Annotated in this window: 7 protein-coding genes; 4 read left to right on the top strand and 3 right to left on the bottom strand. The window is 66.4% G+C overall.

The window, feature by feature from the left end; translation table 11 throughout:
- Positions 1-2: 2 nt before the first annotated feature.
- Both Q9Q95_RS00995 and Q9Q95_RS01000 read left to right on the top strand, forming a co-directional pair.
- The gene (locus Q9Q95_RS00995; protein ID WP_306093197.1) at positions 3-2834 is read left to right on the top strand and encodes a TonB-dependent siderophore receptor; all 2832 of its coding nucleotides are present in this window, start codon (positions 3-5) and stop codon (positions 2832-2834) included.
- Positions 2834-4120 (top strand): M20/M25/M40 family metallo-hydrolase, encoded by a 1287-nt coding sequence (locus tag Q9Q95_RS01000; RefSeq protein ID WP_306093198.1) that lies wholly within the window; start codon positions 2834-2836, stop codon positions 4118-4120. The genes Q9Q95_RS00995 and Q9Q95_RS01000 overlap by 1 nt, the downstream gene beginning before the upstream one ends.
- Positions 4121-4127: 7 nt before the next feature.
- On the opposite strand, the gene Q9Q95_RS01005 is transcribed toward Q9Q95_RS01000, so the two are convergent.
- From Q9Q95_RS01005 to Q9Q95_RS01015, 3 genes are all read right to left on the bottom strand, one after another.
- Complete coding sequence (locus Q9Q95_RS01005) at positions 4128-7157, bottom strand: glycosyl hydrolase family 28-related protein (RefSeq protein ID WP_306093603.1); 3030 nt, start codon at positions 7155-7157, stop codon at positions 4128-4130.
- 74 nt (positions 7158-7231) lie between these two features.
- A complete protein-coding gene (locus Q9Q95_RS01010; protein WP_306093199.1) occupies positions 7232-10216 on the bottom strand; it encodes a TonB-dependent siderophore receptor in 2985 nt (994 codons plus the stop codon).
- A 127-nt stretch (positions 10217-10343) separates the two neighbouring features.
- Positions 10344-13373: a glycosyl hydrolase family 28-related protein gene (locus Q9Q95_RS01015; protein ID WP_306093200.1), complete on the bottom strand. Its 3030-nt coding sequence runs from the start codon at positions 13371-13373 to the stop codon at positions 10344-10346.
- A 195-nt stretch (positions 13374-13568) separates the two neighbouring features.
- Here Q9Q95_RS01015 and Q9Q95_RS01020 point away from each other — a divergent pair, with 195 nt between their 5' ends.
- Complete coding sequence (locus Q9Q95_RS01020; RefSeq protein WP_306093605.1) at positions 13569-14060, top strand: gluconokinase; 492 nt, start codon at positions 13569-13571, stop codon at positions 14058-14060.
- Positions 14061-14263: 203 nt separating this feature from the next.
- A complete protein-coding gene (locus Q9Q95_RS01025; RefSeq protein WP_306093201.1) occupies positions 14264-14530 on the top strand; it encodes a response regulator transcription factor in 267 nt (88 codons plus the stop codon).
- Positions 14531-14620 lie beyond the last annotated feature (90 nt).

The raw sequence follows: 14620 nt of genomic DNA on the forward strand, positions 1-14620 counted from the left end.
ATATGCGCTATCGGAACATCATCGCCTCGGCACTGGCGGGCACGACCTTTTGCGCGCTCGCCGGTCCCGCCGCCGCACAGACGAGTGACGCCGCGCAGGTCGAAACCGCCGTGCAGGACGAGGCCGGCGCCGATAGCGAGATCGTCGTGCTCGGCTCGCGCATCCCCCGGGTCCAGGCGGAAGGGCCGGCGCCGGTGACCACGATCACTTCCGAAGACATCCTCCGCAACGGCTATCAGAGCGTGCCCGACGTGCTGCGCGCGATCACCCAGAATGGCGGCGAGACCCAGAGCCAGCAGAGCTTCTCCGGCGCCGACTTCACCCCGGGCGCGCAGCAGGTCGATCTGCGCGGGCTCGGCCCGAACCACACGCTCGTGCTCGTCAACGGCCGCCGCATCGCCGATTTCCCGCTGCCTTATGGCGGCAACAGCAACTTCACCGACATCTCGAACATCCCGGTCGGGCTGATCGAGCGGGTCGAGGTGCTGAGCGGCAGCGCCTCGGCGATCTACGGCTCGGACGCGATCTCGGGCGTGGTCAATTTCCAGCTCAAGTCGAAGCCCGACGGAACGCGGATCGATTACCGCGCCGGCTTCACCGAACATGGCGGCGGCAGCTCGCAGCGCCTGTCGCTGACCACCGGCTGGGAGACCGGCGGCTTCCACGGCGTGGTCGGAGTCGAACTGCTCGATCAGCGTCCGCTCTGGGCCTATCAGCGCCGCCTCCAGGATTCGTCGGCCGACAGCCCGACCACCGAATATCCGATCGCGCGCCGCAATTTCCTGCGCACCGACGAGGATAACGACTATCTCGATCCCGGCGCATCGGTGTGCGCCGCGCTCGCCAACCTCAACGGCGGCACGACCTATTACGCCCGCCGTCCCGAATATGGCTATGACATCGTCAACGACGAATATGTCGACGGCCGCTATTGCGGCAGCAACGAAGCGATCGGTTACGGCACCACGATCAGCGAGCGCCGTGCCGCGAGCCTCTATGGTTCGATGGGCTATCACCTCAGCGACAATGCCGAGCTCTTCGTCGACGTGCAGGCCAGCTATTCGCGGCTCAAGCTGTTCCGCGACGTGCTCGACTGGCAATATGTCGCGCCCGACGGCAACGAAGAGGGCACCTTCTTCAACCCCAACATGCCTGTCGATCTTACCTATAGCGGCGATCAGCTCGACAATTGGTACCGGCTGTTCACCCCCGAGGAGATGGGCGGGCTCGACAAGGGCATGACTCGCAACCGCTCGTTCACCTACAACATCACCCCCGGCATCCGCGGCAGGTTCGGCGGCGGCAAATGGGGCTATGAAGTCACCTACAACCACGCCGAATACAGTTCGAAGATCGATTTCCCGCAGGTCGTGATCAGCAAGGCCAACGATTTCTTCCTGGGGCCGCAGATCGGCGAGGAGAATGATTATCCGGCGTTCGATGCCGACATCGCCCGGCTCTACAAGCCGCTGACCCCGGCCGAATACGCTTCGATCACAGCCTATTCGACCTATCGGCCCAAGACCTGGGTCAACAATTTCTCGGCGACGATCAATACCACCGATCTGCTCCAGCTTCCGGCAGGGCCGGTCGGCTTCGCGGCCGTCGCGGAGGTCGGCGATCAGGGCTATGAGATGAACCCCGATCCGCTCGCGCTCACCCAATATTATGTCGGGCTGGTCGATTCGGACGGCGAGGGGACGCGCCAGCATTGGGGCGCCGGCGGCGAGCTGCGCGTGCCGGTGCTCAATTTCCTCCAGCTCAGCGGCGCCGGGCGCTACGATCATTACGCCTTCGCCGGAAACGGCTTCGGCAAGTTCACTTATAATCTCGGCGCCGAATTGCGCCCGATGAAGAGCCTGCTGATCCGCGGCGCCTATGGCACCGGCTTCCGCGCGCCCGATCTGCATTATGTCTTCAAGGGCCCGGGCAACACCCATACCGGCGGCACCGATTATTATCTGTGCGGCCAGAACGAGGAGGAGATCGGCGATTGCGGGTTCGACGATGTCGATTTCATCGCGCGCCATAACGGCAATCGCCGCCTGCGCCCCGAGACCTCGACCTCGCTCAACGCCGGTTTCGTCTTCCAGCCGACCCGCAATTTCGATTTCTCGGCCGATTATTTCCGCGTGAAGATGCGCAATCAGGTGCTCAACATGCGGATCGACACGATCCTGCGCGACGAAGCCGAATGCCGCCCGGGCCCGAACAATGCGCCCCCGGAGGCCGATCCGACCACCCCGACCTGCGTCGATGCCATCGCCCGGGTCCAGCGTTACGCCAGCGGCGCGCTCGAAGGCGAGATCCAGTCGGTTTCTATCAACCCGATCAATATCGCCGAAGAGACCACCGACGGCATCGACATCGCGATGCATCTCCGCGTGCCGACCGCCGGGATCGGCCAATTCTCGCTCGCGGCGAGCTACACCCATGTGTTCGGCCACACGATCCGCCAATATCCGGGCGATCCGTCGATCGACAAACTGGCGTTCGACAGCGGCTATTACATCCCCGGCGACAAGGCGACCGCGAGCCTGACCTGGGATCTCGGTCGCTTCTCGACCACGCTCAACGGCCAGCGACTGGGCAAGCTGCCCAATTACGCCGAGGAAGCGTACATAAAAGCGAGCTATCTGTTCAATCTGTCGGCGCAGGTCGACCTCACCGATCGGATGCGCATCTCCGGCACGGTCAACAATCTGTTCGATCAGAACCCGATCAAGGACCGGACCTATAGCGCCTATCCCTATTACGACATTTCGTGGTTCGACGGCGTCGGCCGCAGCTTCTATCTCCAGCTGACCTACAAGATGGGCGGAGCCAAATTGTGATGCGGATCGGTCTGGCGGCGGCGCTGCTTCTGGCCACGGCTCCGGCGGCGGCGCAATCGCTGTCGCCGGCCGAGAAAGTCATGGACCGGACGGTCGACGCGCGGTTCGAGGCTTCGGTGGCGCTGCTCCAGAAGCTGGTCGACCAGAATAGCGGCTCGCTCAACCTCGACGGGGTGACCAAGGTCGGCGCGATGATGCGCGCCGAGCTCGAGCCGCTCGGCTTTGCGGTCGAATGGAAGCCGATGACCGCGGTCAACCGCGCCGGCCATCTTATCGCGGTCCATCGCGGCCGCGCGGAGGGCAAGCGCATCCTGCTGATCGGGCATCTCGATACCGTGTTCGAGCCCGCCTCGCCCTTCCAGAAATTCGTCCGCAAGGGCGATTTCGCCGAAGGCCCCGGCGTCGGCGACGACAAAGGCGGGATGGTGGTGATCGTCGCGGCGCTGCACGCGATGCAGGCGGCGGGCACGCTCGAGGACGCCAATATCGAGATCGTGCTGACCGGCGACGAAGAGGATGCCGGCAGCCCGCTGGCCATTTCGCGCGCCGATCTGATCGCCGCGGGCAAGCGCGCCGATATAGCGCTCGATTTCGAGGGACTGGTGACGCAGGACGGTCGCGACATGGGCTCGATCGCGCGCCGCTCGGTAATCGACTGGCGAATCACCGCGACCGGCAAGACCGGCCATTCGTCGCTGATCTTCACCCCCGAATTCGGCGACGGCGCCGTCACCGAGCTCGCCCGCATCCTCTCGGCGTTCCGCAAAGAGTTGCCCGAGCCGAATCTCACCTTCAACGCCGGGGTGATCGCCGGCGGCGCGGCGGTGGCGATCGACGAGAGCGGCAATGCGACGGCGACCGGCAAGACCAACATCATTGCCGCCACGGCGGTCGCCACCGGCGATTTCCGCACCCTCAGCATCGAGCAGAGCGCACGGGTGCGCGCGAAGATGGAGCGCATCGTCGCTGCCCATGCGCCGGGCACGGACGCGAAGATCGAGTTCGGCGAAGGCTATCCGGCGATGGCGCCGACCGCAGGCAACAAGGCACTGCTCGCCGCGCTCAACGGGGTGAACCGCGATCTCGGCCTCGCCGAGATGGCGCCGCTCGATCCGCTCAAGCGCGGCGCCGGCGACATCTCGTTCGTCGCGGCGGACGTCGACAGCCTCGCCGGGCTCGGCACCTTGAGCAGCGGCGATCACGCTCCCGGCGAGACGGTCGATCTGCGCAGCATCCGCCGTCAGGCCAAGCGCGCCGCGATCCTGATCTCGCGGCTCGCCCGGTAATCCCCGCTCACAGTCGCGCTGCGTACAATGCGTGGTGCGTCAGGATGTAGAGCGTCCGGCGATCGGCGCCGCCAAAGACGAGCTGGAGCGGGCGTTCGGGCACGTCGATCCGTCCGATCGCCTTGCCGTCGCGCGCGTGGACGAACACCTGGCCGTTGGCGATGTAGACGCGTCCCTGTGCGTCGGTCGCCACGCCCTCGCCGCCTCGCTCGGCAAAGGGCGTCAGACCGGTGATCTCGCCGCGCGCGCCGAGCGTGCCGCGATAGGTGCGGTTCTCCGAGCCGTTGGTGACGAACACATGTTCTCCCGGCTTGCCCTGGACGAAACCATAGCTGTCGAGCGCGTGCGAGAAGCGCAGCCCGCGATGATCGGGCGGCCCTTGCTGGAATACCCGCCACGCCGGCAGCGCGATGCTGCCGTCGGGCGAGACATATTCGCGAAGCTGGGGCGTCGCCACGTCGCGCGCGAACATCTCGGCGAGCGTGGTGAACTCCATCGTCTGCGGATCGAGCTGATCCTTGAACTCGCCATTGTTCCACCAGCCTACCGGCAGCACCAGCGCGGCTCCCGGACGCGCGGCCGTCGGGGTCGGCTGGATCACGGTCAGTTCCGTGTCCGGCGCACCCGGGCGGAAGCTGTAGACCGTGCCGTTGCGCCCATAGGACGAGAGCACCAGCAGATTGCCCGCGCGATCGACCGCGAGATTGACCGGATCGAGCGCCGCGTCGCGGATGAGTTCGAGCCGGCCGGCATCGGACCAGCGCCATATCCGCCGGAAGAAGCGATCGACGAAATAGAGCCTTCCCTCGGCATCGACAGCGCCGCCGCCGATCGAATGGAAGTCGTCGGCGAGCTTCTCGACCTTCGCGCCCTCGAACGTTGCAGGCTTCACGGCCTCGGGTTTGGCAGGCACGTCGAGCACGGCGAATTCGCGCTCGCGCACGTCGAGCCCGCGCGTGACGTCGCGGATCGCATTCTCGAACGGGAATTTGGTCAGCCGCAGGAAGGTCGCGCAGCCATTCTCGTCGCAGGTGCCGAGTCCGCTCTCGCCGTTCACGTGCATGTTGCGGAAGCGGATGTCGTGCGAATTGTACAGCGTCACCGCGGCGGGCGCGGCCTTGCGCGTGCGGGTGACGCGATAGCCGTGGAAATTGGCGACGAGGATATTGCGCGAATCGCGGATCTCGAGCGCCACCGCGTCGCCGCTCTCGCCCGCCTCGCCTTCGGTCTGGCCGGCGAGCAATTCCCAATTGGCGACGCGGTTGAAGCCGATCTCGGTGCGGACATGATGCTCGACCGATGCCTGAATGATCCGGCCCGGGGTCTCGGTGTCCGAGATCAGGATGCCGGGATGCGCGAAGGTGCTGGGGCTCCAGATATTGGCGAAGGTGCCGCCACCGCCCGCGGTGACCCACAGGCTGGCATATTGCCCGTCCCAGCGCCGCGCCGCATCGGGATCGGCGGTGGCGTTGTTGTTGTACGGCGTGACGCGGCTGCCGTCGTAGCGATTGGTGCCGTGGCCGCCCTGGAACTTGACGTCGTTGACCATCGAATTCGCGCCCGCCCTCCACAGCAAGGCGGTCGCGCGCGGATTGGCGCCCTGGGTGTCGAGGCCGAGCCCCGCGACGATCGCGTCGCCGCCGCGCGCGCTTTCGATCAATGCCCTGGGCGCGCCGATCCCCTGATAGCCCGGGGTCCCGTCGGGCAGCACGATCTGGGTGAGGCTGGGATGCAGCCCGAGCAGCACCGTGTCGGGGCGCAGCCGCAGCGTGTCGCTGACCCGGTAGAAGCCCGCTGGCAGATAGACGATGCGGTGGCTGTCGATCGCCTTCTGGAGCGCGGCGGTATCGTCGGTCCTGTCGTCGCCCTTCGCGCCCATGGTCCGGACGCTGACCCATTCCGAAACCGGCGGCAGCGCGCGGATCGCCGGCGCGGGCCGGGCCGGCAGCGCCGCGATGCGCCCGGCCGCCATTTCGGTCTTGAACACTCCCATCCGCCCGAGCCCGGGGAGCGTCAGCCCATGCGTGAACGACGCCACCTTGTACGCCGGGCCGACGCCCTTCACCGCCTTGCCGCTGTCGCGGAACCGCGCGAACACCGGCGTGTTCGCGGCGACCACATCCTGGAAGCCGATCTGCGTGTAGACATTGTCCTCGTTGGAGATCACGACCGCCGCTTTCGAGACATTCTCGAAGCGGACATCCTGCCCCCACAGCCAGTCGCCATAGCCGCGGTCGATCTCGATCCCGACGGGCACGTTGCGGAACGCGACGTTGACCAGGGTCAGCCCCGCTTCGTGCTCGCGGATCGCCGCGTCGCTTTGCCCCTCGAACGTCGAATCGACCAGAGCGAACGGCCAGGCCGGCGAGGTCTTCTCGGCGAGGATCCCGTAGCGGCCGCCGCGAAAATGCAAATCCTCGGCATGGTTGGCGACGTGATAGAGGCCCGCCAGCCCCGAGCCGATGTCGAAATCGGCATGGCTGACGAAGCTGTGCTGGGCGGCGTGGAAACGGATCGCAGTGGCGGCCGGATTGCCGCCGAGGATGCGGAAGTCCACATTGCCGAGCGCCGAATAGAAGGTCCCCGAATTGGCGTCGGGCACCTCCTTGTTGAACGGGACGCTTCCCGGCGGCGGGAACGCCACTGCACGCGGCGCGGGACCGGTGCCCGGCCGCGCGCCGGCGAAGATCAGCATATGCGCGACGCCGCGCTGGAACCCCGGCGTATTGGCGCCGAGCAGGATCACCGGACGCTTCGCACCCACCCCGAAGATGCGCACCCCGGGCCAGAGATAGATCGTACGGGTGATCCGGTACGTGCCCTGCGGCAGGAAGACGATGCCGCCGCCTTTATCGGCTGCCTTGTCGATCGCCGCCTGGAGCGCGGCGCTGTCGTCCGCGCGGCCATTGCCGACTCCCGCCACCCGCACCGCGGCCGGCTCGTCGGGCGCGCTGGCATAGACCGATTGCGACGCCGCCGCCGGCACCGCGAACAGCAGCGACAGGGCTGCGCAGAGCTCGACCAGTCTCCGGTACATCATCCGTACTCCGACACGAAAAAAATGTCCCGGCCGCGTGGCCGGGACGAGTTCCCACGGGAGGTGGGTTGCGATCAGAAGTTGAAGCGGACGCCGACACGATAGGTGCGCCCGACCGTGTCGTAGAGCGCCGGATTGACGTCGAGCCCGGTATTGGTCTGCGGCGACGGCTCGGGATCGTGATCGAACAGATTGTCGACCTTGAAATAGGTCTTGATGCTCGACGTCACATTGTACGACCCGCCGACATCGACATAGAAGGCGCCCTTCATGAAGTTGCGGTCGATCGTCGGATGGTTGCCGGTCGATGCCGGGCAAGCCGAAGTGCAGACCACATATTGGTTGCCGAACACCCCGTCCGAGAACCAGCGCTCCTGAACGCTCAGGCTGAAGCGGTCATTCTCGTAGCTCTGGATTGCCAGCCACTTCCAGTCGGGCGTGTTCCCGCTGTTCGCCCCGGCCTGATCGACCCGGTCGACTCCGGCGATGCCGGCATCGACGAGGAACTCGCGGATATGGGTGCCGAGCGCGCGCACGGTGAAGCTGCCCGGCAGGCCCAGCGGCCGGTTCCAGCGATAGCTCGCCTCGATGTCGAACCCGCTGGTCTTCCACGAGGCGAGGTTGAACGGCTGAACGTTGATGAAATTGCCGCCCTGCACCGGGCTGTTGAGCACGAAGCCGCCGCAGAACGCCTGATTGCCTTCGAAGCAGAAGCGGACGATCTGGTCCGCCGACAGGGTCGAGACCACGCCGTCCAGCTTGATGCTGTAATAGTCGAACGACAGGCTCAATCCCGGCAGCCAGGACGGGTTGGCGAGGACCACGCCGACTTCGGTGTTGCGCGCGATCTCCGGCTTCAGATCGGGATTGCCGATCGTGTTCTGGAAAGCCTGCACCGCGCCGGCGGGCGGGAACGGATTGGCGAAGTTGGGCAGGGTCGTCACCGTCGGCGCGGCGAACAATTCGGACAGGTTCGGCGCGCGGACGTCGCGCGACGTCACCGCGCGCAGCCGGAAGCCGTCGAGCGGGGTTTCCCAGGTGCCGCCGATCTTCCATGCCCAGACCGTGCCCGAAGTGCTGTAATGGGTCACGCGGGCGGCGCCGTTCAGATTGGCCTTGCCCGCCCCGCCGCCGTCGAACAGGGGCAGATTGAGTTCCGCAAAGCCTTCGTACACGTCATAGGCGCCGCGGCCGTTCTTGTAGTTGCCGGCCGCCCAGTTGCTGCCCTGCGCGGCATTGAGCAAAGGATCCACCGGATAGGCGTCGCTGTTCGGACTGAGCGTGCTCACCCCCGCGCCATAGGGATCGGCATTCACCCGGTAGAATTCGTGGCGATATTCGCCGCCGAACGCCAAGGTCAGCGGACCTGCCCACAGATCGAACAGATTGCCCGAGAAATTGAGGCTGGCCACGTCCTGGGTCAACTTGGTGTGCTGGAACGGCCCGTTCTGGGGGGTGACGTACGCCAGCGCCGCTTCCGACGGCGCGAAGCCGCCGAAGATGTTGATCGGCTGGCATCCCGCCGCCCGCGCCGCCGCATCGGCGCAGACCACCGCGCCGTTCAGCGTGATCGCGTTGGTCGCGGCGACATAGCGGTTCTGCAGGACGATGTCGTTGACGTCGATGTCCGAGATGGTGATGCCGTGCGCGTAATAGGCGTCGTAATTCCACTCGCCCCCGCCCACGCCGAACTGGCCCTTGAGCCCGCCGACGAAGCGATATTGGCGCCGGTCGGTGAAGACCCGCGGATCGGGGAACGCGCCGTTGCTCGTCCCGAAATTGAAGCTGGTGATCCCCGCGGTGGCGCACCGGTCGCGCACCAATTGCGGCAGGAACGGATTGGCGCACTGGACCGTCAGGTTCGGCCGGCCGTAACCGGGGCTCGGCTGGTTGCTGGTCTTCACCTGCGCCGCGCTCACGGTCAGATAGATCTCGTTGCTTCCGGCAAAGTCGTAGCCGATCCGGCCGAAGCCGTTGACGCGCTGGAGCCGCGACACCAGCGAGGCGCCGGAGCCGGGCGCGCCCGACAGGTCGCCGCCGACGCAGAAGCTGTTGCCCGGATAGCAATTGCTCACCCGGCCATTGCCCAGGGGCGCACCGCCCGATCCGTAGTTGAAGTTGAACGGCGTGCCGTTCGCGTCGAACGCGATCCCCTGCAGCGGGCCGTTGTTGATCAGGCCGAAGCGCGCATATTGGTAAGGCTGGGCATAATCGCGATAATTGAACTGTGGCAGGCCGTTATTGGTCTGCCCGGTATTGAGCAGGGTGGTGGCGCGATACCAGTCGCGCTTGCCCGCGAGGTCGGTGCCGAAATCGCCCGGCCCGACGCCCTGGTCATGGGCATATTCGCCGCTCAGGATCAGGTGCAATCTGTCGCCGGCGAATGCGCCGCCCCATGCGGCCTGGGCGAGGATCTGCTCATTGTCGCCATAGGTGGTGACGCCGCCCTGCACATTGCCCTTGAAGCCGGTGAAGCGGGTGTCGGTGATGAAGTTCACCACGCCGCCGACCGCGTCCGAGCCATAGGAAGCCGAGGCGCCGCCGTTGACGATGTCGACGCGCTTGACCAGCAATTGCGGGAACAGGCTGATGTCGGGCACGCCGGTGACGTTGGCGCCGACGACGCGCTGGCCGTCGAGCAGGGTCAGCGTGCGGATCGGGCCGAGGCCGCGCAACGAGAAGGAGCTCAGCCCCTGCTGCCCGCTCGACGTGCTGAACGTCCCCGTCGCGGTGCCGGTCGAACCTTGCAGCGACGGCAGTTGCGCGATCGTATTGAACAGGTTCGGCTGCGCGTTGGCGGCGATCTGCTCCTCGCCGATCACCGTGGTCGGCGTCGGCGCGGTGAACCCGCTGGCGATGATGCGCGAGCCGGTGACGACGATGTCGCCCTCGCGCTCGGCCGTCGCCTCGGGTGCGGTGTCGATCTGGGCCGCGGGTTCTTCCTGCGGCGCCGGTGCCGGCGCGGTCTGCGCGTGTGCGGCATTGGCCAGCGCCATTGCCGCGAGCGCGGCGAGGCTCACTCCGTGGCGCTGCCGATGGCATGCGAAAATCCGCTTCATCTGTCCCCTCCTCTGAATTCTGTCGTCTTTTCTCTGGCGGCGCCGGCTTTGCCGTTTGCGACCGTCGATCAAGCGTATCGCCGCGCCCGCCCTGCCGCACGTACGACAAAGGTCGTAGCGGCCCCGCTCAGGGCCGCGCCGCGTAGAGCGCGTGGTGCGTCAGGATGAACAAGGTCCGCCGCTCGGGTCCGCCGAACAGGATCTGCAGCGGCCGCTCGGGCACGTCGATGCGGCCGGCTTCCTTGCCGTCGGCGCCGTAGACGAACACCTGCCCGTTCGCGACATAGACCCGGCCCTCGGCGTCGACCGCGACGCTCTCGCCGCCGCGATTGGCGAAGGGCTTCAGGTCGGTCAGCGTCCCGCCCGGCCCGACCGCGCCGCTATAGGTGATGTTCTCCGATCCATTGGTGACGAACAGCCGCTCGCCCTGTTTCGCGCCGACCAGCCCGTTGGCGTTGAGCCCGTTCGACCAGCGCCAGCCGACATGGTCGATCGGGCCCTGCTGCCAGACGCGGAAGGCCGGGAGCGCAACGCTGCCGTCGGGCGAGACATATTCGCGCCCCTTGGGCGTGCCGACCTCGCGCGCGAACAATTCGGCGAGGGTGGTGAATTGATAGCTCTGGTGATCGAGCTGGTCGCGAAACTCGCCGTTGTTCCACCAATTGACCGGCAGCAGCGTCTTGCCCGCGGCCCCGGCGCGCACCGGGGTCGGCTGGATCAGGGTTAGCGCATCGGGCGGCCCGTTCGGGTCGAGCGAATAGACCGCGCCCTTCGCCCCCAGCGACGACAGCACGAGCAAATGCCCCGACGCGTCGACCGCGAGATTCACCGGGTCGAGCGCGTGATCGCGCACCACCTCCAGCCCCTTCGCTTCGGTCCAGCGATGGATGCGCTGGAATCGCCGGTCGATGAAATAGAGCGCGCCCTGCGCGTCCACCGCCGCGCCGGAAATCGACCAGAAGCCTTCGGCCACCTTGTCGACCTTGGCTGCACTCGGCGTCGGCGCCGCGATCGCACGATCCGCGGCCCCAATGTCGAGCCTCGCGAATTCGCGCTCGCGGACCACCAGCCCCCGCGACACGTCCTCGACTGCATTGTCGAACGGATATTTGCTCGCGCGCAGGAAGGTGCCGCAGCCCTCGTCGTCGCAGCTCGCATAGCCGCTCTCGGCGTTGACGTGCATGTTGCGGAACCGGATGTCGCTCGAGTTGAAAAGTTTCACCGCGCTGCGCTGCGGGGCATAGCTGCGCGTCACCCGATAGCCGTGATAATTGGCGAACAGCAGGTTGCGCGAGTTGCGGATCTCGAGCCCGATCGCATTCGGCCCGTCGCCCACTTCCTGCTCGGTCTGCGGCGCGAGGAACTCCCAGTTCTGGACATTGTCGAGCACGAATTCGTTGCGGGCATGATGCTCGACCGACATCTCGTAGACATGGCCCGGCGTGCTGGTGTTGGTGACGGTGAAGCCGGCCGAGGCGAAGGTGTTCGGGCTCCACACATCAGCGAAGGTGCCGCCGCCGCCATCGGTCACCCAGATGCTCGGATATTGCGCGTCCCAGCGCCCGTCGGACACCGGATCGCCGCTGCGCGCCGACAGCGTATAGAGCGGCTTGCCGTCCGAGGTCGGGGTGCCGCCGCCGCCCATGATCTTGACGTCCTCGACGAGGCTGTGCTCGCCTGAGCGCCACAGCAAAGCTGACGCGCGCGGGTTCACCCGCCCGGTGAACAGCCCGAGCCCCGAGAGGATGTTGTCGCCGCCGCGCGGCGTCTCGAGGATCGGCAGCACCGCGCCGAGCCCGGCATGGCGCGGATTTTCGTCGGGAATGTAGAGCTGGGTCAGTGCCGGATGCAGCCCGATCAGCACGCTGTCGGGCCGCAGCTTCAGGCCGTCGGTGACCTTGTAGAAGCCCGCGGGGAAATAGAGGACGCGTTTCGTATCGATCGCGCGCTGGATCGCCGCGGTGTCGTCGGCCTGTCCGTCGCCGACCACGCCGAGGGTGCGCACGTCCACCCAATCGGCCATCTTCGGAAGCGCACGGATCGCGGGCGCGCGGCGCTTCGGCATCGCGCGCAACGGCTGCACATCGGCCTCGGTGGCGTAGCTGCCGCTATGGCCGAGCTCGGGAACGACGAGGCCATAGGTGAAGGATGCGACCTTATAGGCCTTGCCCTTGCCGTTCACGGTGCGGCCGGTGTCGCGGAACCGTGCGAACACCGGGCTGTCGGTCGCGAGCGCGTTCTCGAAACCCACCTGCGTGAAGACATTGTTCTCGTTCGAGATCAGCACCGCGGCGCGGCTGACCTTCTCGAAGCGGACGTCCTTGCCCCACAAGGAGTCGCTGTACCCGCGGTCGATCTCGATCCCGACCGGGGTATTGCGGATCGCGACATTGACCAATGTCAGATCGACTTCATGCTCGCGGATCGCCGCGTCGCTCTGCCCGTCGAACGTCGAATCGAGCAAGGTGAACTGCCAGGCGGGCGAGGTCTTCTCGGTGACGATGCCGTAGCGGCCGCCCTTGAAATGGACATTCTCGATGACGTTGCCGGCCTGATAGACCCCGGCAAAGGCCGTGCCGAGGCGGAATTCCATGTCGCTGAGGAAGGCGTGCTGCGCCATGCGGAAGCGCACCCCGGCGGCGGCGGGATTGCCTTCGGCGATCTCCACGTCGACGTTGCGCATCGACGAATAGAAAGTGCCCGAATTGGCGTCGCGCACCACCTTGTCGCGCGGCACGATCGTCGGCACCGGCACCGGCACCTTGCCGACATTATATTGATCGCCGCCGCCGAACACGATCATCGTCGAGACGCCCTGCTGGAAGCCGGGCGTGTTCGCGGCAAGCTGGATCACCGGGCGGGTCTTGCCGACGCCGTAGACCCGCACGCCCGGCGGCACGACCAAGGTGCGGGTGATGCGATATTTGCCCGAGGGCAGGAAGACGAGGCCATGGCCGGTCTTGTTGCGCGCCTGATCGAAGGCCTGCTGGAGCGCTTCGCTGTCGTCGGCCTTGCCGTCGCCAATGGCCTTGACGGTCACCGCGCCGGGTTCGGCGGGGGCGGTCGGGAACACGGAGACGCTTTGCGCCAAGGTCTCGGCCGGCGCGGTCAGCGCCGTCGCCGCGGTCAGAGCCAGCACAAAGCCGCGGATATCCATCGAAACCTCCGTCTCTCGCCTCTCGATCCGTCTGGCTAACGCGCCGCCCCGCACGTGGCATCTGCGACCAAGGTCGTAGTTTGCAGCCGGCGGAGCCCGATCCAGAACCGCGCGACGAAGGGCACGGCCCGTTTCCCGAGGAATTCCGATTTGCCGCCTGTCGCTGCCCCTGCCCCGCCGCTCGCGCTCGTCGTCATGGGCGTCAGCGGCTGCGGCAAGACGACGGTCGGGACGCTGCTCGCCGAGGCGCTGCGCTGCCCGTTTCTCGAGGGCGACCATTTCCACGCGCGCGAGGCTGTCGCCAAGATGCGCAGCGGCCAGCCGCTCAGCGACGAGGATCGCTGGCCGTGGCTCGAGCGGCTCGGCGCGGCCACCGCGCAATCGATCGCCGAGCACGGCGTCGCGGTCACTGCCTGCTCGGCGCTGCGCAAGCGCTATCGCGATCGGCTGCGCGCCACGATCGGCCAGCCGGTGCGGTTCGTCCTGCTCGACAATTGCCGCGAGCGATTGCTTGCCCGGCTGACCGGCCGCGCCGGCCATTTCATGCCCGCCAGCCTGCTCGACAGCCAGCTCGCCACGCTCGAGCGGCCGCTGGCCGAGGAAGAAGCGATCACGCTCGTGACCGAGGATCCGCCGGAGCGGCTGCGCGACATGGTTCTGGCGCAGCTGGCCGGGGGAAGCGCATAATCTGTTAGACAGATTTTCCGCACCGACCATCTGCAGAATCGACGGTATCGCGCGCTTTTTTCGCCATATGACAACGCTGGCGGCGAATTTCTACTTGAACCTGTCTAACCGATTCTATTACTGTTAGCGGTAACGAATCCTTTGGCGTGTCCGGCGGGAGCCGGATCATTGCCTCGAACCGGATCGCGAACAGGAGAGGCAAGATGCATGCAGCGGCCCATGTGCATGACAATCGCGATCCCCGGGATCGGAGAGCGCCCGAATCCGGTCCGCCCCAGCTCACCCGGACGCAGATGGAAGTATTGCGGCATGTCCATTCGGGCCTGCTCAACAAGCAGATCGCGCACGAGCTCGGCATCGCCGAGGCGACGGTGAAGGTCCATATGACCGCCCTGATGCGCAAGCTGAACGTCCGCAACCGCACCCAGGCGGCGATCGTCGCGGGAAATTACGGCTGGTCGCGGCCCTGAACGGTTCGGCGCCAAGACCTGTACCCAAGAAACTTCCCGTCATCCCGGATGTCAGGCTTTCCCGGAAAACTGCAGGTTTTACGCTGGAAA

The organism is Sphingomonas sp. DG1-23 (genome assembly GCF_030730875.1).
Classification (GTDB): domain Bacteria; phylum Pseudomonadota; class Alphaproteobacteria; order Sphingomonadales; family Sphingomonadaceae; genus Sphingomonas.